General features: G+C 37.7%; 18 protein-coding genes and 3 pseudogenes. 8 read left to right on the forward strand and 13 right to left on the reverse strand.

All coding sequences use genetic code 11. The features are described 5' to 3' along the window. Window positions 1-83: 83 nt before the first annotated feature. A complete protein-coding gene (locus tag N824_RS38910) occupies window positions 84-620 on the forward strand; it encodes a DUF4293 domain-containing protein (protein ID WP_048907395.1) in 537 nt (178 codons plus the stop codon). 13 nt (window positions 621-633) lie between these two features. Beyond that, window positions 634-2,518, forward strand: a pseudogene (locus N824_RS38915) (DEAD/DEAH box helicase). Between the two features lie 63 nt (window positions 2,519-2,581). Here N824_RS38915 and N824_RS38920 read toward each other — a convergent pair. The 4 genes from N824_RS38920 to N824_RS38935 form a co-directional block, all read right to left on the reverse strand. After that, window positions 2,582-2,923 (reverse strand): hypothetical protein, encoded by a 342-nt coding sequence (locus tag N824_RS38920; protein WP_048907396.1) that lies wholly within the window; start codon window positions 2,921-2,923, stop codon window positions 2,582-2,584. A 46-nt stretch (window positions 2,924-2,969) separates the two neighbouring features. Further along, window positions 2,970-3,968, reverse strand: a complete 999-nt coding sequence (locus tag N824_RS38925; RefSeq protein WP_048907397.1) for an NAD(P)H-dependent glycerol-3-phosphate dehydrogenase — start codon at window positions 3,966-3,968, stop codon at window positions 2,970-2,972. 82 nt (window positions 3,969-4,050) lie between these two features. Further along, window positions 4,051-5,391 (reverse strand): efflux RND transporter periplasmic adaptor subunit, encoded by a 1,341-nt coding sequence (locus N824_RS38930; RefSeq protein ID WP_048907398.1) that lies wholly within the window; start codon window positions 5,389-5,391, stop codon window positions 4,051-4,053. Between the two features lie 69 nt (window positions 5,392-5,460). Further along, a complete protein-coding gene (locus N824_RS38935; protein WP_048907399.1) occupies window positions 5,461-6,831 on the reverse strand; it encodes a TolC family protein in 1,371 nt (456 codons plus the stop codon). Between the two features lie 151 nt (window positions 6,832-6,982). Here N824_RS38935 and N824_RS38940 point away from each other — a divergent pair, with 151 nt between their 5' ends. The 3 genes and pseudogenes from N824_RS38940 to N824_RS38950 all read left to right on the forward strand — a co-directional run. After that, a complete protein-coding gene (locus N824_RS38940; RefSeq protein WP_048907702.1) occupies window positions 6,983-7,600 on the forward strand; it encodes a polysaccharide deacetylase family protein in 618 nt (205 codons plus the stop codon). Window positions 7,601-8,086: 486 nt separating this feature from the next. Then, window positions 8,087-8,696, forward strand: a pseudogene (locus N824_RS38945) (aconitase family protein); the annotation flags it as partial. A gap of 84 nt (window positions 8,697-8,780) precedes the next feature. After that, a pseudogene (locus N824_RS38950) lies at window positions 8,781-10,178 on the forward strand (aconitase family protein); the annotation flags it as partial. Between the two features lie 67 nt (window positions 10,179-10,245). On the opposite strand, the gene N824_RS38955 reads toward N824_RS38950, so the two are convergent. Continuing rightward, window positions 10,246-12,210, reverse strand: coding sequence for a glycoside hydrolase family 97 protein (locus tag N824_RS38955; protein WP_048907400.1), 1,965 nt, complete (start codon window positions 12,208-12,210; stop codon window positions 10,246-10,248). A gap of 197 nt (window positions 12,211-12,407) precedes the next feature. Here N824_RS38955 and N824_RS38960 point away from each other — a divergent pair, with 197 nt between their 5' ends. Next, complete coding sequence (locus tag N824_RS38960; RefSeq protein WP_048907401.1) at window positions 12,408-12,845, forward strand: DoxX family protein; 438 nt, start codon at window positions 12,408-12,410, stop codon at window positions 12,843-12,845. A gap of 12 nt (window positions 12,846-12,857) precedes the next feature. On the opposite strand, the gene N824_RS38965 is transcribed toward N824_RS38960, so the two are convergent. The 3 genes from N824_RS38965 to N824_RS38975 all read right to left on the reverse strand — a co-directional run bounded on the left by N824_RS38965 (window position 12,858) and on the right by N824_RS38975 (window position 16,623). After that, window positions 12,858-13,265, reverse strand: a complete 408-nt coding sequence (locus N824_RS38965; protein WP_048907402.1) for a DUF2007 domain-containing protein — start codon at window positions 13,263-13,265, stop codon at window positions 12,858-12,860. 136 nt (window positions 13,266-13,401) lie between these two features. Further along, complete coding sequence (locus N824_RS38970; protein WP_048907403.1) at window positions 13,402-14,745, reverse strand: GH1 family beta-glucosidase; 1,344 nt, start codon at window positions 14,743-14,745, stop codon at window positions 13,402-13,404. Window positions 14,746-14,781: 36 nt separating this feature from the next. Next, window positions 14,782-16,623, reverse strand: a complete 1,842-nt coding sequence (locus N824_RS38975; protein ID WP_235207250.1) for a DNA mismatch repair protein MutS — start codon at window positions 16,621-16,623, stop codon at window positions 14,782-14,784. Between the two features lie 64 nt (window positions 16,624-16,687). Between N824_RS38975 and rlmH the strand changes: the two genes are divergently transcribed. Continuing rightward, a complete protein-coding gene (gene rlmH, locus N824_RS38980) occupies window positions 16,688-17,161 on the forward strand; it encodes a 23S rRNA (pseudouridine(1915)-N(3))-methyltransferase RlmH (protein WP_048907404.1) in 474 nt (157 codons plus the stop codon). Window positions 17,162-17,419: 258 nt separating this feature from the next. Here rlmH and N824_RS38985 read toward each other — a convergent pair whose 3' ends face one another. Then, window positions 17,420-17,959 (reverse strand): DUF5606 domain-containing protein, encoded by a 540-nt coding sequence (locus N824_RS38985; RefSeq protein ID WP_048907405.1) that lies wholly within the window; start codon window positions 17,957-17,959, stop codon window positions 17,420-17,422. 1 nt (window position 17,960) lies between these two features. Then, window positions 17,961-18,398: a peptidylprolyl isomerase gene (locus N824_RS38990; RefSeq protein WP_048907406.1), complete on the reverse strand. Its 438-nt coding sequence runs from the start codon at window positions 18,396-18,398 to the stop codon at window positions 17,961-17,963. 218 nt (window positions 18,399-18,616) lie between these two features. Between N824_RS38990 and N824_RS38995 the strand changes: the two genes are divergently transcribed. Continuing rightward, complete coding sequence (locus N824_RS38995) at window positions 18,617-19,798, forward strand: asparagine synthetase B (protein WP_200869933.1); 1,182 nt, start codon at window positions 18,617-18,619, stop codon at window positions 19,796-19,798. A gap of 37 nt (window positions 19,799-19,835) precedes the next feature. Here N824_RS38995 and N824_RS39000 read toward each other — a convergent pair whose 3' ends face one another. Genes N824_RS39000 through lpxK form a run of 3 tightly spaced genes read right to left on the reverse strand, consistent with a single transcriptional unit; the run spans window position 19,836 to window position 23,699 of the window. After that, window positions 19,836-21,851 carry a putative porin gene (locus N824_RS39000; protein WP_048907408.1) on the reverse strand — a complete coding sequence of 672 codons (2,016 nt, stop codon included), beginning with the start codon at window positions 21,849-21,851 and terminating at the stop codon, window positions 19,836-19,838. Next, complete coding sequence (locus N824_RS39005) at window positions 21,851-22,666, reverse strand: purine-nucleoside phosphorylase (protein ID WP_048907409.1); 816 nt, start codon at window positions 22,664-22,666, stop codon at window positions 21,851-21,853. The genes N824_RS39000 and N824_RS39005 overlap by 1 nt, the downstream gene beginning before the upstream one ends. Next, a complete protein-coding gene (gene lpxK / locus N824_RS39010) occupies window positions 22,638-23,699 on the reverse strand; it encodes a tetraacyldisaccharide 4'-kinase (RefSeq protein WP_048907410.1) in 1,062 nt (353 codons plus the stop codon). Before lpxK ends, N824_RS39005 begins: the two co-directional genes overlap by 29 nt. Window positions 23,700-23,710 lie beyond the last annotated feature (11 nt).

Raw genomic sequence — 23,710 nt, forward strand, 5'->3', positions numbered from 1 at the left:
TTGTACAAAATTATCTTTTTAATCGGATATCGGATTGGTTACTATTTGCCTTTTAATATATTTGTTGAAATTATTGAACTGATATGATACAACGCATACAATCTATATGGCTGCTCTTGGCTGCACTCACCTTAATCTGTCTGTTTTTCATTCCTTTAATAACTAAAAGTGTGAATAACACAGAATATCTTTTATATCTAGATGGTCATCAACAATCAATTAAAGAGGCAAATGACACCACTACCGATATGACCCCCTTGGGAGCAATGATCATAAATGGAATTGCAGTTTTAGTGTGCCTTATTTGTATTTTTCAGTTTAAGAATCGCGCTATGCAAAAGCGACTGATCATGATCAATATTGTACTGATCGTCGTTACAGCCATTTTATCAGCTTTAAATGCTTCACTTTTACCGGGAGGAATAAACGGTTCGTCTATCCATTTCGGTTCTTCGTTATTCGTTCTGGCTATAATATTTTGTCTACTTTCAATACGCGGAATCCGAAAAGACGAGCAATTATTAAGGTCGGCCGACAGACTAARANMWKYAATTNNCNCATTTNTKANTYANTTRCKYMWCTGTAAAATACCAAATATTAAGCTTACCTTTGCGGCTTAATAAATTATTATACATGATAAACCCATTTAGTAAATTGGGGATAAGTGATGACGTTGTTAATGCTGTAAAGGATTTAGGTTTCGAAAATCCAACACCTATTCAGGAACAAAGTATTCCTGTGCTGTTAGAGGGCAATAACGATTTTGTTGGTTTGGCCCAAACAGGAACAGGAAAAACAGCCGCATTTGGTTTGCCGCTGTTAGAATTGATAGACTTTAAAAGCAATAAGCCTCAGGCATTGATTTTATGCCCTACAAGAGAGCTTTGCTTGCAGATTACCAGCGACATCAAGAATTTCTCAAAAAACATCTCTGGTGCTAATGTAGTTGCCGTTTACGGTGGTGCAAACATTATGCAACAGTTGCGTGAAATTAGAAACGGTGTACAAATTGTAGTGGCTACACCCGGCCGTATGTTGGACATTATTGGCCGTAAGGCTATAGATTTCAGTAATGTGAAATTTGTAGTTTTAGATGAGGCTGATGAAATGTTAAACATGGGCTTCCAGGAAGACATCAACGACATCTTGTCAACAACTCCTGACGACAAAAAAACATGGTTATTCTCTGCAACTATGCCTCCAGAGGTTAGAAGAATAGCTAAAAATTACATGGATCAGCCGGTAGAGCTAACCATGGGAACAAAAAACACAGGTAATGTAAACATTGAACACGAATACTATATCGTTCGTGCAAGAGATAAATACGCTGCCTTAAAACGTATTGTAGATTTTAATCCTGAAATTTTTGCAGTAGTATTCTGCAAAACCAAATTGGATACTCAAGACGTTGCTGAACACTTAATTAAAGATGGCTACAATGCTGATGCATTGCATGGAGATCTTTCTCAGCAACAACGTGATAAAGTTATGCAACGTTTCCGCGATCGTAACATGCAGTTGCTTATTGCTACTGACGTTGCTGCACGTGGTATTGATGTAAATAACGTTACTCACGTAATCAATTACTCTTTACCTGACGAAATTGAAAGTTATACTCACCGTAGTGGCCGTACTGGTCGTGCAGGTAAAACAGGTATTTCAATCTGTATCGTTAACTCTAAAGAGATTGGTAAAATCCGTCAAATTGAAAGAATCATTGGTAAACAGTTTACTAAAGCTGAGCTACCTACAGGTTTTGATGTTTGCGAAAAACAATTATTTGCATTAGTACACAAMGWTCRYAAYRNTGMAGTTRMYKAWWRCYAMNTNGANCRKTRCNTGCMNCGTRKTAYKRATGNARWTWRYTGWWYTWMGCAARSATSARRWSMTKWARNGTTTTGCATCTTTAGAGTTTAACCGCTTTTTAGAGTATTACAAAAATGCACCTGATCTTAATTCATCTGCTGATGACAGAGGTGAACGTGGTGAACGTGGTGAACGTGGAGAAAGAAGTCATAGAGGTAGCGAAGGTTACACCCGTTTATTTATAAACCTGGGTTCTGTTGATGATTTTACAAGAGGTGATCTATTATCTTTTGTATGTAATAACGGTAAAATCAGCGGAAAAAGCATTGGTAAAATCGACCTTAAAGGTGTTTATTCATTCTTTGAAGTTGAAAATGCAACTGTTGAGTCTTTATTCAACAACTTTAAAGGAGTTGAATTTAACAACCGTGGTGTAAGGATTGAAAAAACTGCCGACAGCGATGGTGGCGGTCGTAGTCGTGGTGGTTCAGGCGGTGGCAGACGTGAAGGCGGAAGTTACGGCGGTGGAAGACGCGAAGGCGGAGGAGAGAGAAGAAGCTACAGTGGTGGCGGTGGAGGAAGACGTGAAGGCGGAAACAGCAGCGGTGGTGGTGGTGGTTTCAGAGATTTCTCTGGAAGAAGCCGGGAAGACAGAGGCGGAAGTGGAAGTGGAAGACGTGAAGGCGGAAACGACAGAAAACGCAGATCTTAATTACAGATCTTCTTTATAAAAAAAGCCCCCCAGAAAATTCTGGAGGGCTTTTTTTATACGCGTTTAAGGTTTTACTGGTCTGTCTTTAATCTGAGAAGCTTTAAGATACACCTTAGCTCCTTTTTTATTAATATAGTACTTCTTATTCTTACCGTCAATATATACATCTGTGCCATCAGGTGCCATTTTCCCTTTATAGGTCTGATCAGCAACTTTAGCACTACCTTTTACAGCTACTTCAGCAGTTTTGTTTCCTACCTTTTTCGCTGTTTTGCCTATTGCTTTACCAGTTTTATCGAGTGCTCCCCCTACTGTTTCTTTTTTCTTATCCTGTGCTTTACTGTTAAAAGAAACGCTTGTGCATAGCGCCAGAGCTAATAAGCCCATCGCAAATTTTGTTTTCATAGTTCTCTATTTATATAAAAAACAACTATATCCACATTTTGTTTACTTAATTGAGCTGCTCTGTAAGCAAGCGCATTTCAATATGGGGCGAATGCTTTTCGTATAGAATAGCATAAACAGCCCTGCTAATTGGCATATCAACCTTATATTTCTTGTTTACATGGTGCATGGAATTTACCGCATAATAACCTTCGGCTACCATATTCATCTCTAATTGCGCTGATTTTACAGTATAACCTTTGCCAATCATATTGCCAAAGGTCCGATTACGGCTAAACTGAGAATATGCCGTAACCAGCAAATCTCCAAGATAGGCCGACTCTTTAATATCCCTCGAAATGGGATGAACGGCATCTACAAATCTTTTAATCTCCCTGATAGCATTAGATATTAATACCGCCTGGAAATTATCTCCATACCCTACGCCATGGCAAATCCCACTGGCTACAGCATAAATATTTTTCAAAACAGCAGCATATTCAGTACCAAAAATATCATCCGAAATATTGGTTTTAATATATCTTGTGCTCAACAGCCTAGCAAAGACCGCTGCAAGCTCCAAATTGGTAGAAGCAATAGTTAGATAAGACAATTTCTCCAAAGCAACCTCTTCTGCATGGCAAGGCCCACTTATAACTACAATATCCTCATACGGCACACTATATTTCTGGTTTAGAAATTCACCAATGATTAGATTTTCATCAGGCACAATGCCTTTAATTGCAGAGATGATCTTCTTGCCCTTTAATTGTTCCGGACTCACACCGTCCAGCGTTTCCTTTAAAAATGCTGCCGGCACATTTAAAATGATGTACTCTGCCTTTTCAATAATATCAGAGATATTGTTGGATATATTATCTTCAGGAATTCTGATTTCAACAGAACTCAGATAATTCGGGTTATGCTTATATTTCTGCAAATGCGTTATCGATTCCTGATTGCGCATCCACCAATAGATTTCCTTAGCAGTAAAATTATCTGAAAGCATTTTTATGATTGCAGTAGCCCAACTACCGCCACCAATCATTGCAACTTTAGGTATCATAACTTATAAATAAAAAACCCCGGTTTATTGTTTTAAACCGGGGGCAATTTACTTATTTTAAATGACTGATATTGCTTACTTTCTATTTGGGAGCAGCAAACAATTGATCCTTAGTGGTTTTTTCTACTTTCATACCATCCTTTAATCTGTTTTGAATTGCCGAGTAAGGACCTGTTACCACTTCCTGATTCGCCTTAAGTCCGGATTTAATAATGATGTATTGATCATTTTGAATTCCTGTCGTAACTTCAACACGCTTTACTGTGCCATTATTAAACACATACACATACTGCTTAATGGTTTTATCAGAAAGCTTAGATTTCTGTTTGTCTGCATTTTGATCATTATCAGCAGGCTTTTCAGCTTTAGCCTTATCTTCTGTAAATACAGATTGAATAGGAATTGCTAAGCCTTTTAAAGATTCACTTTCGATATCCACTGTTGCAGACATTCCTGGTCTGAATGGAGATGGAAGATCTTTTGCTCCTCCTTTAATATTACTGTATGATTCAGCTAAAATACGAACCTTAACGTTGAAATTCGTTACCTGATCCACAGTGCTTGTTGCAGTACCCACATCTTTAGATGAACTTGCTATTTCAGTTACAATGCCTTTAAATTTTGTGTCCGCAAAAGCATCAACTTCTATAATAGAGCTATCACCTACATTTACTCTGTTAATATCATTCTCATTCACATCTACGTTTACTTCCATAGATGACAAGTTAGAAATACGCATAATTTCTGTACCTGCCATTTGAGCTGTACCAAGAATACGATCTCCCAATTCAACTGATAGTTTAGAGATGACTCCATCAACCGGAGCGTATATAGTAGCTTTAGCAAGGTTAGCACCTGCTTCTTTAACATTGGCACCACCCTCTTGCAAACTGTATTTTGCACTGGTAACCATAGCTTTCAGTCTGGCAATATCAGCTAAGGCACCAAAATATTGCGCTTTAGCTGCATCAAATTCTGAGGCTGAGATCACTTTTTTATTAAAAAGCTCCTGACTTCTTTTATAGCTGGCTTCAGTATTATCAAAGTTTGCATTCGCTTGTTTCAGCTGTTGCTCTGCAGCAACTACCTGGGCTTTTTGAGTATTATTTGAAGCGACGGCTCTTTCAAATCCTGACTGAAGTACATCTGGTCTAACTTTAATCAGCAATTGGCCTTTTTTAACCACATCACCTTCTTTAACCAAAAGTTCAGTAACCTCACCCGATACTTCAGAGCTTAGTTTTACTTCAGTTTCAGGTTGTACTTTTCCGCTGGCAGTAACCGTTTCAACAACTTTTCTGTCAGCCGCCTTTTCAATCGTCACCTTCTCGGTTTTATCTGCTCCTATTAAGCCGGTAAATTTTGCTACCGCCAATAATACGAGAATAACTCCTATTGCAATTAGTATGGGTTTTAGTTTCATTTGAATTTATTTATTTTTTATCATTTATAATCAAGGGGCAATAAATTGTGCGAATTTATGATGCTGCTCCTAGAAAACTATTTGTTTGCCTAAGTAATAGTCAATCACCTTTGCTTTAAAAAGCAAATCGTACTTAGCTCTGATCATGTCTATTTCTGCTTTATTCTTATTTGTTAAGGAAGTGTTGTAATCTAAAGAGTTAACTAAACCAACATTATAACGTTGCTCAATTACCGAAAACGCCTCTTTTCTTGCATTAAAAGTATTGGTTGTAGATTCGTATGTACTTTCCGCTGCTTTTAAATCAGCAACAGCCTGATAAATAATTTTATTTAAGTTGTTTTTTGTCAACTGTTCATCAGCCTGAGTCTGCAAAAAGTTAATTCTGGCTTTCTTTACACCTATTCTAGATTGTAAGCCATTGAATATTGGAATACTCAAACCTATACCAACTCCTTTCGAAACATTATTCTTTATCTGATTGCTAAAAGACAGATTCTGAATATTTGCCGGAAGATTATAATTATAGTTATAGAACGACCCATAACTTCCACTTAAAGTCAATCTTGGGTATAAACTACCTTTTGCTACATCTATCCCCTTTTTCGCAGAAGCAGTTTGAAGTGCAGCCAGCTTAATATCCGGGAAAAGATTTATTGCATCTGAATATACCTGCTCGGCATTATAATTTACAGATGGCTTATTGAATTCAGCTAGTACTGGAGCCTGTACATCGTATCTTGTCGAAGAAGGAATATCCATTAGCTGAGCCAGAGTCAAAAAAGAAATGCTAAGTGCATTTTCTGCAGTAGTAACATCCAACTGAGCAGTAGCAGTTTGCGATTTAGATTCAGCTAAATCAGCAAGTGTTTTATTTCCAACATCCAAAAGTTCTTGCTGCTGTTTCTGTTGCTGCTGTGCTACAGATAATTGTTGTTTTGCAGCAGATAAACGATCTTTATTATACAAAATCTCCATATAAGAAGTAATTACCTGAAGGATTAAATCATTCTTGATTTTATCCGTATTGGCTTTTCCTGCCTCAAGAAGTATTTTATTTTGCTTGATCTGGTTTATTTTTGAAAGGCCATTAAACAAATCAAGACCTAAACTTGCACCCGGACTAAAACTATAATTCTGCGTATTTTCATAAATACCCGTATTACCAAGATTATTACGCCCCCAACCCATATTCTGATCAGCACCTGCATTCAATGTTGGATATAAGGCTAATTTTGACTGCTTCAAATTTTGACCGGCAAGATCCTCACTCAGCTGTGATTTCTTTACCTGGAGGTTATTATGTAAAGTTTCTTCTATTGCTTGTTGTATGGTAATAATCTCTTGAGCGTTAGATTTTTGCACAAAACCCGTAATAAAGATAAGAGAGAGTGCTAAGGTTAATTTGGGCAATGTACTATAAGGGTTAATTTTTTTCATAATTTAGTTTTCACAATATTAATATAAACAACTTATTCGTTTTGTAAATTTTCAGGTACAACAATTGCATTTTATTGCCTCTTCTCTTCCTCTATTTTCTCTTAAGGCTCAAAAGAAGCCAATAAAATTAAAATTTTCTCTAAGTTTGGGCATGTACCTGATAAAATCCCCGCTTTTATTAAAATGGTATTACCCATCATTAACCTGGCATAAGAACCGGGATCAAAAAGTTATTTATTTAACCTTTGACGATGGACCCATACCAGATGTTACAGACTTTGCATTAAAAACTTTAAAAAGCTTTAACGCAAAAGCAACATTCTTTTGCATCGGAGATAATATTCACAAGCATCCTGATATTTTTGAGAAGATAAAGAACGAGGGTCATCGCATCGGCAACCATACTTTTAACCATTTAAAAGGATGGAAAACGCCGGATGAAATATACACTAAAAACTTCCAAAAGTGTCAGGAATTAACTAACACGAATTTATTTCGTCCACCTTACGGCAGAATTAAAAAATCTCAGATCACCAACATTCGCGCAATGAACCCGAAAACTCAAATCATTATGTGGGATGTACTTAGCGGCGATTTTGACGTCAACCTGGCACCTCACAAGTGCTTCAACAATGTGATTAAGCATACTGGAAACGGATCTATTGTAGTTTTTCACGACAGTTTGAAAGCCTACGACCGAATGCATTATGCGTTACCAAGAGTGTTGAAACATTTTTCCGAACTGGGTTATCGTTTCGATTCTCTTTAATTTTTCATGATCTGAACAGCTAAGGTTAGGCCAAAACACAAAATGAACTCAACACACTAAAAAACAAATGATTACAAGCGATATAAAAAACAGAAGTGTTCAAAAATGAACAGCAGTGTTCAGAAATGGTCGCAACTATTTTGCAGATAGTTAAGCCATTAAGCCCTTTGCATTATTTAGAATAGGTATAAATAATATAATGATATGCAGATGATGTCCTACCCCTGTTTTTTTTTGTRMWTKYRMTNCAWWWKWWTWWKARTRWSTTRMSYTYWTWWYRYRTWTTRKCMWWRSCTTWYGRYNNAGAAWTRAWMAAWMNNAGRTSWMNNCAAMMTTYGSSCMMYGMRYYNGARRMSKCMMRTMAWTTWGTRKKYWGRCCNNTAACMYTMKCWGWWMARATYMTKWAMRMYYAMMKWNNGRATSGAAAYNAYAAMYNCMGYTYRSAMAANAKGTWNTSAWYAYNNAGMTWWNGMTCSKNNGASCGTNGTGKMSNNGSAAGATGCTACTGCACAAATGGCTTTATTGCAATTTATGCAGGCAGGCAGACCAAGAGTTGCTGTTCCTTCTACAGTTCATTGCGATCACCTGATCACTGCAAAGAATGGTGCTGAAATTGACTTACCAGCTGCAAACACTGAAAGCAAGGAAGTATTTGATTTCTTAGCTTCGGTTTCAAACAAATATGGTATTGGTTTCTGGAAACCAGGTGCAGGTATTATTCACCAGGTTGTTTTAGAAAACTATGCTTTCCCAGGTGGAATGATGATAGGCACCGACTCGCACACTGTAAACGCAGGTGGCTTAGGTATGGTTGCCATAGGTGTTGGTGGTGCTGATGCTTGTGATGTAATGGCAGGATTACCTTGGGAACTAAAATTCCCTAAATTAATTGGCATCAAACTTACCGGCAAATTAAGTGGATGGGTATCTGCAAAAGACGTAATCCTTAAAGTTGCAGGCATTCTTACTGTAAAAGGTGGAACAGGTGCAATTGTTGAATATTTTGGCGAAGGCGCAACAAGCATGAGCTGTACCGGTAAAGGAACCATTTGTAATATGGGTGCTGAAATTGGTGCTACAACTTCAACGTTTGGKWACRAKKAAARCNTKGAWNGYYNCCWACNGNWKYTRMMWKMMSWGCTRARRWTSCNTSAYGYTGMAWRSNGYAAYRAAWSWRCWCTTAACCGGTGATGCTGAGGTATATGCAGAGCCTGAAAAATACTTCGATCAGTTAATCGAAATTAACTTATCTGAACTTGAGCCTTATTTGAACGGCCCATTCACTCCGGATTTAGCTACTCCTATCTCTAAAATGAAAGAAGTTGCTGCAGCCAACGGATGGCCAATGAAAATCGATGTAGGATTGATCGGTTCTTGTACCAACTCATCGTACGAAGATATTTCCCGTGCAATCAGTATCGCTAAACAAGTATCAGAAAAAGGCTTAACTGCTAAATCTGAGTATTGTATCAACCCCGGTTCTGAGCAGATTCGTTACACCATTCAACGTGATGGATTTTTAGACGTATTCAAAAGCATAGGTGCTAAAGTATTTACAAATGCCTGCGGACCATGTATTGGTATGTGGGACAGAGTTGGTGCTGATAAACAAGAGAAAAACACTATTGTACATTCATTTAACCGCAACTTTGCAAAACGTGCTGATGGTAACCCGAATACTTTTGCCTTTGTTGGTTCTCCGGAATTAGTAACAGCTTTAGCTATTGCAGGCGATTTAAGCTTTAACCCATTAACTGATACTTTAACAAACGATAAAGGGGAACAAGTAAAACTTGATGCCCCAACTGGATTTGAATTACCTACTAAAGGTTTTGCAGTTGAAGACGCAGGCTACCAGCAGCCAGCCGAAGATGGAAGTAAAGTAACAGTACTTGTTTCTCCAACTTCACACAGGTTGCAACTACTTGATCCGTTTACTCCTTGGGAAGGTACAGACCTTAAAGGACTTAAATTGCTGATCAAAGCAAAAGGAAAATGTACTACTGACCATATCTCAATGGCTGGTCCATGGTTAAAATTCCGCGGTCACCTTGATAACATTTCCAACAACATGTTAATTGGTGCTGTAAACTACTTTAACGACAAAACTGATTCAGTTAAAAATGAGCTTACTGGCGAGTATGGTCCTGTACCAGCAACCCAGAGAGCTTACAAAGCTGCCGGATTAGGATCCATCGTTATCGGTGATGAAAACTATGGTGAAGGATCAAGCCGTGAGCACGCGGCTATGGAACCTCGTCATTTAGGCGTACGTGCTGTATTGGTAAAATCATTTGCCCGTATCCACGAAACCAACCTTAAAAAACAAGGTATGCTTGGTTTAACCTTTGTTAACAAAGAAGATTACGATAAAATATTAGAAGATGATGTTATCGATATCATCGGATTAACAACATTTACACCTGATGTTCCACTTACTTTAGTGTTAAACCACGCTGATGGAACTAAAGAAGAGATATCTGTTAATCATAGTTACAACGAACAACAAATCGAATGGTTCAAAGCAGGTGGTGCATTGAATATCATTCGCAGAGAGGCCGCAGCTAAAAACGCTTAGTAGCTTACGTCTCGATATAAAAAAGGGGTTGATAAAATCAACCCCTTTTTTATATCGTTGCTTTTATTTACATAATTACCGCAGCCCATCCGCCATTGCGAACCATCTTAATATCAATCTTGTCTCCTGATTTAACCTGTACTGTTTTCTTTCTATAATCCATTGCCTGACGGCCAGCATTAATTCCATCCTCAAAATAAGTCATTGTATATGTTTTGCCTTTTTCAAGGAAATCGAAATTTAACGAAACAGTTCTCTCTTTTTCCTTGCCATTGGTTATTGCCCCTACAAACCATTTGTCTTTTTTGCGCTTAGCTACTACAGCAACCTCACCCATTTTAGCCTCTAGTGCTTTTGTTTCATCCCAGGTAGTTGGTACACTTGTGATAAATTCAGTGCAATCCAGATTCCTGTAATAAAGCGTGGGGTTATCAGCCAGCATCTGTATTCCACTTTCAAAAACAACGAACAGTGCCAATTGATAAGCGCGTGTACCAATACTTGCTGCATTTGGCCTCTCGGCTCTATAAGCATCAGGCTGCATACTTATCATAGCACCGGGAGTATAATCCATTGGACCAACAGCATTACGCATAAACGGGAGATATAAACTATTATCCGGATAACATCCGCCCATTTGCTCCATTCCTCTAACCCCTTCGTAAGAAATCACGTTTGGATACTTATACTCCAGACCAGCAGGTTTAAATGCACCATGGAAATCGACAAACAATTTATGTTTAGCCGCCTCTTTTGCAACGTCCTCATAGTAATTAACTATCCATTGATCACTGCGGTCCATAAAGTCTATTTTAACCCCTTTTACCCCCCATTCCTGGAAAGTCTTAAACAACTCCATGTTCTTATGAACAGTTAGCCAGGTTAACCATAATACAACCCCTACATTTTTCTCTTTACCATAGCGGATCAGCTCATGCACATCAACATCCGGATTTGGCGTATAAGGATCAGTAGTACTCTTTGCCCAGCCCTCATCCATAATAATATATGGTATACCAAATTTAGCAGCAAAGTCTATGTAATATTTATAAGTGGCCAGGTTATAACCCGAAATAAAATTCACATCCGGTCCATAAGGCGCCGCATCATTCCACCACTCCCAGCTTGCCTGCCCTGGTTTAACCCAACTAGGGTCTTTAAGTACACTTGGCGAAGCTAATTTTAAAGTCATCGTATTCTCAAGCAGTTGCTTATCGTTAGATGTGACCACAAAATATCTCCACGGAAAATTACGTGTACCCGAAGTTTTGGCAATATAATCTGCCTCCTTAAGTATTTTTAGACTCCGATCGCCATCATCACCAAATTCCAGCGGGACTTTAGGAAAAGCTGATGACATACCATTATTCCCAGTTCCCTTAAGAAACAAACAAGGATAGTCTGTCAAATCTGATTCGCTTATCAATATCTTATATTTTTTCTTTGTATCTATAAGAACTGGAAGGGTCGACATTTTATTTTCAGGCTTCCAATCCTTTGATCGCACTTGCGAGTACAGCTCTTCATAGGCAGTTTTAAATCCGCCTGGTTGTTGCAAATGAAGCATATAATCTCCTGGGAAGTTCACCGAAAATTCCTCATTCATCACCTCAACACTTCCTTTCTTACGGGTAATAAAGCGATAAGCAATCCCATCATCAAAAGCACGAAACTCCACAGCATAATTACCTTTAAAATTAAATGTCAGAGCATTATAGTTACTTTTTACAGTAGAAAATTTCAAAGAAACATAGGGTGTAATGATTTCATTACCCTGCCCTTTTTTGCTGCTGGTTAGTTTTGGATTTTGCCCTAAGATTTCATTTCTGAGGTTCATCTGTAGGTGGTTATTCTCTAACAACAGATCTTCTCCGGAGAAAATGGAATAATATATTTTGTCGGATATATTAATGGAAACTTTCAATCCCCCATTAGGAGACTTAAGCTCAATACCTTTAGTTTGAGCCTTTGAAACCGCCGATAATCCAAACACGGCTACAATGATTAGTACGAGTTTATTAATAAAATTCATGAAAATAGTGGTTTAATCTATAAGGTTAGGTTTTTGTGATTACAATATATGTGGTTCAGGTTTGTCAAATTAAAGGTAATAATTTATATGCTAAAACCATTTACTTCATCTACCCAAATCGTAAAGTCTTTGTTTCATGCAATCCTGTTCCTTTTTACTTTTTTTTATGTAAATTCATATAACCAAAATTCAAGATTATGAACGTGCTCACAAAAATTCAAAATTGGGGTAATCGTCATCACCCAAAATGGCTCGACTATTTTAGAATACTTTTAGGTTTAGTACTCATTTGGAAAGGTATTGCATTCGCCTCAAATCTTCATGCCTTTACCAATATGATGAAAGATGCAATGTTGGGTGTAGCAGTGTCAATTAGCTTACTGGCGCACATAATTATAGTGCTTCACATCATCGGTGGACTCCTCATCGCTGTCGGCTCGCACACACGCCTATTTTGCCTGCTCAATTTGCCCATCCTTATTGTAGCAGTGTTCTTTGTTAATTTGAGAGCAAACATATTTAGCCCATATGCAGAGTTCTGGGTTTCTGTGATTGTACTTATCGGCCTGATTTGTTTCTTGATTGAGGGTAATGGAGTGCTATCTGTTGAACGGGATAAAAAGGCGGTAGTTTAATTTTAATTGAGGCTAAAATTCGTACTCGCAATCAAAGCAATGATGGGTTTTCTTTGCATAAAAAGGATAGATCATTAGCGCGAAAGAAACGATCATAGTTAATAAGTTAAATCTCTTTTTTGTAGCCTGCACATATCCTACGTGATTAGAGCCACAGTTAGGACAAATCTCAACGCCCAGTTCAGACTTTTCCTGAGGTAACTGAATATTTTCATCCTTAAGAATGTCCTTTACCAAAGGGATGTCCTTTTCAAAAATATGCAGCTTAACGCCGCCAAGTGCCTGAGTATACAAGGGGTTTATGGTAATTGTATTTTCATCTGATAAAAAACATTGAACACCACTATCCATTAATCTTGCTTTCACAATATTGGCCTCAATTGGGTTATAAAAAGTTTCAAATACTACAATCTTATCCATTTAATAGCTTTGGTTATAAATATACTAAAAAGCCTTGAATTGTAACCTTTACAATATCAGGTGAGATTTGTCTGGTGCCAGGGCGTTGACCGGGCCCTGATAAAGCACAACCAAGTGGAGCGCTATTCTTGCTAATTTATAAATCGGATGCCAAAAACTGCTGAAACCAGAAACCTGAATCTTTTATGGTTCTGTGCTGAGTTTTAAAGTCTGTATGTACTAAACCAAAACGGGCATTAAAACCCTCGGCCCATTCAAAATTATCCATTAATGTCCAGGCCATGTAGCCTGTAATATTTAACCCTTCATTTTTGGCTTTTAGCAGGGCTGTCAAATAAAGCTGAAAATAAGCTATGCGTTCCGGATCATGAACATGATTACCCGATATCTTATCGTGATAAGCTGCACCATTTTCAGTAATCATTAATTTCTTAATGCCCGGATAGGAAGCGAATTGCTTGATGATATTGTAAAAGCTATCAGCATTTATTTCCCATCCCATTGCAGTATGTGGTTTTTTCCTGCTTTTTGCTTTAACTTCCCATGCCTGCAGAACAGGTATAAAGGCATTGTACTTTACAGTTAAAGGGAAATAATTTTGCAGACCAATAAAATCGAAATCAAAAGTTAGCCGCTTAGTGTGTCGCCAGGTAGAATGCTGAATAGAAAATTTCTCCATCAAATCCCAATCTGCACCTGGATACCCCATTCCCAGCGCGGGTTCAATGAATAATCTGTTCATCAAACAATCAATTCTTTTAGCTGCAGTTATATCGGCATCGCTTTGCGTATACGGAATAACTTCAGAACAAGAGAAGGTTGTTCCAATGCTGGCGTTGGGCACTTCGGCTCTTAGTATCCGGCCGCCATCAGCTTGTGCTATTGCGGTATGATGAACGGCAGAAAAGAAATTGGTTAATCCTGTTTTTCCCGGCGCATGTACGCCCAGCATGTATCCCAGGGAAGTAAAGCCGAAAGGCTCATTTAAAACAATCCAGTTCTTAACCTTATCGCCATATTCTTTGGCGCATGTAGATACAAAGTTATTGAAGGAATCGTTGATACTATAAGCTGTCCACCCGCCTTCATCTTCCAGGGCATCGGGCAAGTCCCAGTGGTAAAGTGTTACATAAGGAATTAGTCCATTAAGAAGACACTCATCTATCACCTTGTGATAGAAAAGAATTCCTTCTTTATTCTTGGCTCCTTTGCCATAAGGAAGAATTCTGGACCAGGCAATTGAAAATCGAAAAACGGAGAAACCAAGGGTTTTAACAAGTGCGATGTCTTGTTTGTACTTATGATAAAAATCACAGGTATGGGTAGGTTGATGTCCTTTCTTTATTTTGCCAGATCTTTTAGAAAAGGTATCCCAAATAGATGGCCCCTTTCCATAAGTATCAGAAGCACCTTCAATCTGGGCTGCGGCTACCGCTACACCCCATAAAAAATCATCACCAAAATCAGATGCTTTAATCATACCTGCAGTTCTTAAAGGCAATATGGCATTATGCTATTAACTTAATGTTAAGCCTATTTGTTTGAGTAGCAGGGCTGCATTAAAAGTTTTGCAAGGACCCTGTTTCAACTTATAATCAAACTCCATTTCATCCTGTGCTATTTGAATATCGAAATGATAGTTCCTTACATCATCGCCATGATCTGCTTCCATTTCTGAGAGTTGTAAGTCGTGGGTTGCAAACAGCGCTGGTGTGCTTTGTGTAATGAGTTTCTCTATAAACACTTTAGATCCAAGGTATTTATCCTTACTGTTTGTGCCCCTAAGCATTTCATCAATCAGCACAAATGAATTTGCGGAAACATTGATGGCATCGAGTATCATTTTTAGCCTGTTGAGCTCTGCTTTAAAGGTTGAGGTATGATCGTTCAAAGAGTCTTTGATGCGCATGTAGGAAAGTACTTTAAATATAGAAAGTGACATTTCTTTAGCGCAAACGGGTGCGCCGGAAAATGCGAGCACCATGTTAATACCCACTGTACGCAGAAATGTACTTTTCCCTGCCATATTTGAGCCTGTAACAATATCAACCGTGGGATAGTCGCCCAGATTAAAATCGTTTACTACACGTTCTCTTTCGTGAATTAACGGATGCCCTAATTCAATGCCCTTTAAGTTAAAGTTATCAGCAATTGCTGGGAAGTTCCAGCCTGGTTGGTTGTGGGTAAGTGTGGCAAACGAAATCAGCTCTTCGAACTGACTGATCCTATACAGGCCGCCTACCAGGTTAGTTGATGATTTTACATACCATTTATTTAAATCGAAGGAGCACTTTAAATCCAAGAGCAAAAACAGGTTTAAAAAAAAGCCTACAAATGGGTTAAGCCTGTTATCAAATGCTTTAATGATGGAGGATAGCTGTTTGATTTGTTTACTTACAGGATCGTTTGTTAGGCTATCGCTATCATTCCCCTTAAAAAAGTCCTTAATATAGGGGCTCTTCCAGTTAATCTCCTCTGTCCACTTTATTGTGCCTGAAAAGGAGTCTAATAAATTTGATCCCCCTGTAAATCCATAATAAACCAGGTTGATGTATTTCAGATTGAAGAAAATGAGTGCCATATTAAATAAGGCTACAAGGCCAAATATTTTCCATACATAACCACCGAATATTGCGCCAAGTATAAGCACTCCGAAAGTAATAAAAGGCCCTATTTTTACATATAACTGAAGGGTTTTATTGTGAGTAAACTTTAGCTGATTGGGTAGCTGATGCTCCAACTTATCCTTAATAACGTCAAGCTGGCCGGGTTTGTGGTTTTGTAATTCGGCCCGGAAGTGAAAAGTTTTGTCTATATGCTCGGTCATTTCGGTAATAGCTTCTTGTCGCTGCAAAATGACGTCCTTTTCATTTGGCCGACCAAGATTTTCCGCAAGGATATTTAAGCCATTATTTGTATTGCAGCGATTGATGTAAGAGAACAAAGTGCCTTGCCCGTAAATGTCCAAATCTGATGAATATGGATGATACTCGTCGCTATAATTTTCTCCATCGCTGTATCCATTGATATTTGAAGTAATATGATTCACTTCATTTTGGTAAACCCACAAGAGTTGCTCGGCATAGGTTAACTCTTGTTGTACTGCAACTTGTTTTTGAACCAAAACCATAAAAAAGATTACCGGGATAGCGGTTATCACTATTAACACCCACGAAAAGCCAATATTTATGATGAGCGCTATTATTATTATTTCGGCAATAAACAGACCCAAACGGGAGAATGATATTTTATTAAGCTTGCTCTTGAGGCCATCAATCTGAGTTTGCTGGCTTGCTACATTATTTCTGTAATCGTTTAAAATGCTATCTTTTGTTCTTATCATTGTATTTTTCTCCATTGAACTGTTTTGCTTCGGCCCAGTTTGATAAATATAGGGAATTGATTATTACGCCGCTAATTAGATGAAGATTACACTACTTGTTACAGGAAAAACAGAAGAAAAATATCTTATTGAAGGTATTGAGAAGTATTTAAACCGGCTAAAACATTATATAGGGTTTAATATGATCGTTATTCCTGACGTAAAAAACACTAAGAATTTAAGTGAGGCACAACAAAAGGCAAAGGAAGCTGAAATGATGTTAAAACACATCAGCAATCCAGATACTGTAATTTTGCTTGACGAGAAAGGAAAAAAATATACCTCTGTACTATTTTCAAATTATTTGAACAAACAGATGATTGGAAGTGTTCAGCATTTGGTATTTGTAATAGGTGGACCATATGGGTTTGATGAATCTGTTTATAAAAGAGCCAACGGAAGTATGTCGCTTTCTGATATGACCTTCTCTCATCAAATGGTACGCTTATTTTTTGTAGAGCAGTTATACAGGGCTTTTAGTATATTAAAAGGAGAACCATATCACCATGAATAATCTGTATTAATTTTATGGAAATTTAATCCCGCTCTCATCATTATTTAAAAGGAGATTTATTATGCGCTTACCATCAGAATATAAAAGAAATTATAAGTTTAAAAGCGACAGAGGAAAGGATCGTTTAAGCTATATTATTGCCATAGTTATATCGGCAATTGCGTTCTTACTGATCTGGTATTTGGCTTAAAATAATAAAGGGCCCGATCTACATTAAAATGTAGATCGGGCCCTTTATATAATATTGCAGTTCGCTAACTACACGCCTTTTTTACTGGTCATGCTTGCTTTCTTAGCTGGCTGTGATGTTTTAGCCGGCGCTTTTGCATTTGCTGGTTTTGGCGTAGCTTTTGGCTTTTTATCGATCTTTTCATCAGCCTTTAAAGCTTCCTGTTCTGCACTTACTGATGGGGCTTCCTCTGAAAACAAAGGTAACTCTTTTAATAAATGGAACCAGGTAACAATCTTTTTCATGTCTGAGGTATATACTTTTTCCTCATCATGGTCTGGAGCAACTTCTTTAAAGAATGCCTTTAAAGCATTTGCGTCTGTTTTTGCATCAGGAACGTTTCCTTTCGCCGCAGCAATGTTAGCCAAAACATCCACAAGCTTCAGATCCTCATCTTCGCCATAAATGGTAATGTCTTCTAATGATGCAAGTTTGGTTGTAGTAATATTGGCTACAATTTTAACTTTTTGAGCATCAAGGCTCTCAAGAACGTATCCGCCTTTATTTTGCCCTACTAGTTTAAATAGCCCCGGTCTCCCAGATACTGCTACTATTCCTCTTAAATTCATATTAATCCTCTATTACTTCTATTCCTAAAATCTTGTCACCTTGTTTAATATCATCAACAATATCGACATTTTCTACTACTTTACCGAATACGGTATGATTTCTATCAAGGTGAGCAGTATTATCTCTGCTATGGCAGATAAAAAACTGTGATCCTCCTGTGTTTCTGCCAGCATGTGCCATTGACAAAACACCACGGTCATGATATTGGTTCTCGCCAGTAAGTTCACAATCAATTTTATAACCCGGGCCACCTGCACCAGTTCCGGTAGGATCTCCACCCTGAACCACAAAATTTGGTATTACTCTGTGAAATATAACCCCATCATAAAATCCCTCGTTAGCTAATTTTTTAAAGTTAGCAACTGTATTTGGTGCATCCTGATCATAAAACTGAACAGTCATGTTCCCTTTCTCTGTTTTAATTATTGCTTTACTCATGTTGTTTTTTGTAAACGCCAAACTTAGATAAAATAGTTTTTATATGCAATTTATACTAAAAGCGTTATATGTACATTATATTTTATATTGGTATGCAAAAAATATACATTCGTACTCACTGATTAAACCATATGATTTTAAGCTTGAAAAGATTTGGCCTTCTGTTTTTTTTACTTGTAGTTACAATAGCTGCTAAGGCATCGTCTATTCTTATTTACATGGATGAGGATCAAAAAAATCATTTGAAAGCTTATGGTATAGCCTATTGGGGCATTAAGCAAAAAGCGGATGTTAGCTGGCTCTTAAATTACAGGGGAGGCAGTTTTCTAATTGGCTACAATAAGGCTATTGAGGACGAGTGTAAAACCAGGGGCGTTTCTTATCAGATACTTGCCGACGGAAAGGTTACATCTATTTTAAATGAGATTAGCGACCCACAGGTAAACATGGAAATGGTAAAGCTTGAAAAAGCTCCAAAAATTGCAGTTTATTCGCCTAAAAGTAAATTACCATGGGATGATGCCGTAACTATGGTGCTTACCTATGCTGAAATTCCTTACGATGTAGTTTATGACGATGATGTTTTAAAGGATAAACTGTCGGCATATGACTGGCTGCACCTGCACCATGAGGATTTTACCGGCCAGTATGGTCGTTTCTGGAGCGCTTTTAGAAATGCGACTTGGTATCGTGAGGATGTTAAAAATCAAGAGGCTACTGCAAAAAGAAATGGTTTTACTAAGGTGTCCCAATTGAAGCTTGCCGTAGCTAAAAGGATAAAGGAGTTTTGTACTGGAGGCGGGTTCCTTTTTGCCATGTGTTCGGGTACTGATAGTTTTGACATTGCGTTGAGCGCCGAAGGTGTTGACATTTGCGAAAGTATGTTTGACGGCGACGGGGCCGATCCGCAGGCTCAAAGTAAACTTAACTTTAATAACACTTTTGCTTTTAAGGATTTTAGGCTTGACGAGAACCCCAACAATTACGAATTTTCTGATATAGATGCTACTCAGACCAGAACACTTACGCAGGCAAATGATTTTTTTACGCTGTTCGATTTTTCTGCAAAATGGGATCTTGTGCCAACAATGCTCACCCAAAACCATGATAAAGTGATTAAAGGTTTTATGGGCCAAACCACTGCATTTAAGAAACGTTTTGTAAAACCAAGTGTTACGGTTCTTGGTGAAAATAAAGGCGCCGAAGAAGTACGCTATTTAAACGGTGAGATTGGCAAAGGGCAGTTTACTTTTTATGGCGGACATGATCCGGAAGATTATCAGCATGCTGTTGGGGATCCGCCAACTGATCTAAATCTACATCCTAATTCGCCGGGCTACAGGCTAATTTTAAACAATGTTTTATTTCCAGCCGCTAAAAAGAAACCACAGAAGACTTAGTAATGACAATGTTTAATAGCACTTCGTCATCCCTAGTTTAATCGTAGAAATTCCAGCTTACACCAAATTTGAACAATAAACGGTCTGGCATTGGATAGCGGTCAACTGTATAATATCCTTTATAAAGTAAACCTTGGTTTACATAGTCGCATTTCACAAAAAGATTAGCTCTTCTTAAGCTTGCTTTAACCCATACATCTACAATTGGAGTGGTATCAAACGTTACATCTTTACCAATATAAAACTGGCCGGTTGCAGTTGAATACGAATATGCTTTGTATGGCGTGTTGTAACGTACATCAAAACCGACATTTGTTTTTAACACCTTGAAAAAGGTATGATCCAAATAAAAACTATTGAAGGTATAAACTTCAGGAGTACGTAACTTATCAGGATTATCTGTTTTTTGATAAACAACATAGCTCTCCAGATTAAACTTACCAAACCTGAATTTCTTACCGGCAGTTATTTTAAAGAGATTAATAGAAGAACCTAACTGAAGTGGTTCGATTCCACCCTGATCATCCTGACCAAAATACAGGTACTTATCTATTAAATAGTATTGTGCACCTGCATCAAACCCAAATTTTTCGTTGATAAAATTAAAGGAAAGATTGATGGTTTTAGTACGATCGAAATTATTTTCCCAACGATAATGGTTGCCAAAGTAATTGGTATAAGTCTCTTCAGGTGATTTGTTTTGGAAATAAGCACCTAGAACTATGCGGCCAACTGATTTACTTAACAGAACGTTACTTTTGGCTTCATATAAAAAATCGCCTACGTTTCGTCCCTGAAAGATTTGTTGTAAATCGACATTAAAGTCTATTTTATTGCTTAAACGGTAGCCCGCATTACCTAACAGGGTAACGTTTTGAAAAGTAGCTGAATAATCATAAAACCTGGTACGGTCCCTGTAAAGCACCATCTGGTTATAATTATAAAAGTCGTGTTTTATACCTACATCGAGCTTTAGCTCATTTTTGATAATTGAACTCCCCTTTGCCCTAAGGAAAAAGCTGTAGATAAATTCATTCTGTATGTGGGTATATCTTGTACTATCATTAGTAAAAGTAGTATCTGCCAAGCCAATTCCATTTGGGAAAACAGATTCCCTGACACTTGCATCAGTAAAACTCTCATCTTTTTGGAATGCGTAAGAATTTGCATCATACTTTAAAGTATAAGATATCTTGTTTGTTGGGAGTATTTTTTTTGTTATTTCCTGGGCAACACTATCTATCCGTCCCACAAAATAGGTTTGCTTAAGCATAAAGCCAGTTTGCCGCCATATTCGTTTACCAGTTTGCAGCCTTACGGGTTCTGTAAGCTTATCTACGGTATTGTTCGTACCTGTATAAATAGATTCATTAAGAATAGATCCATTTTCTTGAGTTTTAAGGGTATTAAACACTACACTGGCCCACAGATTATATCTTTTGTTTGGTGATTGGTACCAGCTAAAGAGTGCTCCATTCAGGTCGTCTCCCCTTTGCCTTCTGTAATAACCGTTTGCTCCTATTCTATTAAAATTAAGTCCAACATTAAAGTTCGGCTTAATATTTTGAGAGTGTATAACTTTAAAAACTTGCTCTGCCTCACCTGCACTAACATAATAAAGACTGGTAAATGGTGTTCTTGCCTGGTAATACCTGACATCGTCGTGCGTCATAGCATAATAATCTAGCGAGTGTAAACCGATGTCAAAACCTATAGTTTTAGAAGGCTCAAAAAGCATTGATCTGGCTGCCAGACCTAAGTTACCAACCCCTACTGTTGGTGTTCTTGGTTGTATAAGTATGTTGAAATTCTGAAAGCCTGTTAATGTTGTATCCAGAGGTATTGTTTGTATACTATCCTTTGTAAGTTTAAGGGTCGTATACCTGATAAATCTTGAGGTGAATACTATTGAATCTCTTCCTTCCTCTTCTTTTTTCCTTAAGGAATCCATCTCCTTGTTGTCATTAACGGTAGTTTTTAAATCCTGCGCAAACAATTGTACACCACCGAAGATGACAAAGCAAAAAACAAGAAAGGCAATGTTTTTATACATTATAAAGTTGAAATTAACTGGCTCAATATTTTTGTCATTTTAGGTTCGGCTATCTTTGCTGTCTCTATTATTTCTTCAAGACTAACCGCTTCAAGTACTTCAGGGAATCCCTCGTCCGTTAAAACTGAAATTGCAAATACTGGGATGCTCATGTGGTTGGCTACTATAACCTCTGGCACGGTACTCATCCCTACAGCATCACCTCCAATAATTCTCAAATAATTATATTCTGCTTTCGTTTCTAAATTGGGTCCTGTTACGGCAATGTAAACGCCTTGATGGCACTTAATGTTGTTGTCGTTGGCAATATTAATTGCTTGCTTTATTAACACTCTGTTATAGGGCTGGCTCATGTCAGGAAAGCGAGGTCCCATATCCGAATCGTTACTACCACGTAAGGGACTCTCTGGCTGCAAATTGATGTGATCGTTGATCACCATTAAGTCACCCTTTTTAAATTCCGGGTTTAACGATCCAGCAGCATTTGAAACAAATAAGTGGGCTATCCCTAAAGCTTTCATTGCCCTGATCGGGAAGGTAATTTGCTGCATGGAATAGCCTTCGTAATAATGAAGCCTTCCTTGCATTGCAATTACTCTTTTGCCATTGATCTTTCCAAAGATCAGCTTTCCGGTATGAAATTCCAGGGTTGATATTGGGAAATTAGGAATGTTAGAATACATTAACTGGTATTCAACTTCAATATCATTAACAAGACCACCAAGGCCAGTTCCTAAAACAATTCCAATTTCCGGAAGGAAATTATCAGTTTTTCGTTTTATATATTCAACGGTTTCGTGTAGTGCTTGAAACATAATCTAAAATCTTTTGATCAAATGTAGTTTTATCTTCTTCTTGTAATGTTATTTTAACAGGCAAATAAAAGACAGGCAAATTTAAAAGTAATTCTTTTAATACATCATCGAATAAACGTTGTGCGTCTTTTTCTGTTGTTATTATTATTTTTTCTTCTGAAGGATCGTTCTTAAAAGCATTTACAAGTTGCTGAATATTTTGCACAGTAAAGCGATAATGATCAGGATACTCATGATGATCTATCCGCTGCGTATATTTCTGCAACTGAGTTAACAAAGGCAGAGGGTTTGCTATCCCGGTTAACAAGAATACAGAAGTAACACTTGAAATTGAGGCTAAAGGCCGCTGTTCTTTTGAAATAAGATGCGTAAGACTACCATAAGTTAGAAAAGAAAATGCCAGCTTTTCTTTTACTGTGGTATCAAACCTATTTAAGCAAGCTTGCTTTTGAAGGGTATCTATCTTTTCTGGCCCTTTTGTAACCAGTAATGCCTGTGCCCGATGATATCCTTTAAAAGGCTCTCTTAAATTTCCGGCAGGAAGCAAAAATTGCGGCCTCAATAATTTTTGATATTCAAAAAGAAGGATGCTAAAACCGGGTTTTACGCTTCTATGCTGGAAGGCGTCGTCCAGTATTATAATATCGTGATTGCTTTTTAAAAGATTAATCCCGGTTACCCTGTCTTCGCAAACTGCAACTGTAACGTTTGGGAACTTGTTGTAAAACTGCATTGGTTCGTCGCCTATTGTTTCTGCATTTGCGCTTGCATCTGCAAGGACATATCCCCTAGTTTTACGGCCATATCCCCTGCTTAGGATGGCAATACGCTTATCAAATAATAGATTTACGAGGTACTCTGTTACAGGACTTTTACCAGACCCCCCAACAACAAGGTTCCCTACACAGATCACCGGTAAGTCAAAATTTGTTTGCTTAAACACACCTGTATCATATAGCTTATTTCTGATGAGAACTACTAAGCCATAGAGGACAGAAAACGGAAGTAATAATAATCTGAGGTATTTAATCATGTGCCGTTTCA

This window comes from Pedobacter sp. V48, assembly GCF_000523515.1.
In the GTDB taxonomy this organism is placed as follows: Bacteria; Bacteroidota; Bacteroidia; order Sphingobacteriales; family Sphingobacteriaceae; genus Pedobacter.

Excerpts from the sequence above, each read along its gene's own strand:
- N824_RS38920 (WP_048907396.1), bottom strand. The coding sequence starts at position 2,923 with ATGAAAACAAAATTTGCGATGGGCTTATTAGCTCTGGCGCTATGCACA.
- N824_RS38925 (WP_048907397.1), bottom strand. The coding sequence starts at position 3,968 with ATGATACCTAAAGTTGCAATGATTGGTGGCGGTAGTTGGGCTACTGCA.
- N824_RS38930 (WP_048907398.1), bottom strand. The coding sequence starts at position 5,391 with ATGAAACTAAAACCCATACTAATTGCAATAGGAGTTATTCTCGTATTA.
- N824_RS38935 (WP_048907399.1), bottom strand. The coding sequence starts at position 6,831 with ATGAAAAAAATTAACCCTTATAGTACATTGCCCAAATTAACCTTAGCA.
- N824_RS38940 (WP_048907702.1), top strand. The coding sequence starts at position 6,983 with ATGTACCTGATAAAATCCCCGCTTTTATTAAAATGGTATTACCCATCA.
- N824_RS38955 (WP_048907400.1), bottom strand. The coding sequence starts at position 12,210 with ATGAATTTTATTAATAAACTCGTACTAATCATTGTAGCCGTGTTTGGA.
- N824_RS38960 (WP_048907401.1), top strand. The coding sequence starts at position 12,408 with ATGAACGTGCTCACAAAAATTCAAAATTGGGGTAATCGTCATCACCCA.
- N824_RS38965 (WP_048907402.1), bottom strand. The coding sequence starts at position 13,265 with ATGGATAAGATTGTAGTATTTGAAACTTTTTATAACCCAATTGAGGCC.
- N824_RS38970 (WP_048907403.1), bottom strand. The coding sequence starts at position 14,745 with ATGATTAAAGCATCTGATTTTGGTGATGATTTTTTATGGGGTGTAGCG.
- N824_RS38975 (WP_235207250.1), bottom strand. The coding sequence starts at position 16,623 with ATGGAGAAAAATACAATGATAAGAACAAAAGATAGCATTTTAAACGAT.
- rlmH (WP_048907404.1), top strand. The coding sequence starts at position 16,688 with ATGAAGATTACACTACTTGTTACAGGAAAAACAGAAGAAAAATATCTT.
- N824_RS38985 (WP_048907405.1), bottom strand. The coding sequence starts at position 17,959 with ATGAATTTAAGAGGAATAGTAGCAGTATCTGGGAGACCGGGGCTATTT.
- N824_RS38990 (WP_048907406.1), bottom strand. The coding sequence starts at position 18,398 with ATGAGTAAAGCAATAATTAAAACAGAGAAAGGGAACATGACTGTTCAG.
- N824_RS38995 (WP_200869933.1), top strand. The coding sequence starts at position 18,617 with ATGGATGAGGATCAAAAAAATCATTTGAAAGCTTATGGTATAGCCTAT.
- N824_RS39000 (WP_048907408.1), bottom strand. The coding sequence starts at position 21,851 with ATGTATAAAAACATTGCCTTTCTTGTTTTTTGCTTTGTCATCTTCGGT.
- N824_RS39005 (WP_048907409.1), bottom strand. The coding sequence starts at position 22,666 with ATGTTTCAAGCACTACACGAAACCGTTGAATATATAAAACGAAAAACT.
- lpxK (WP_048907410.1), bottom strand. The coding sequence starts at position 23,699 with ATGATTAAATACCTCAGATTATTATTACTTCCGTTTTCTGTCCTCTAT.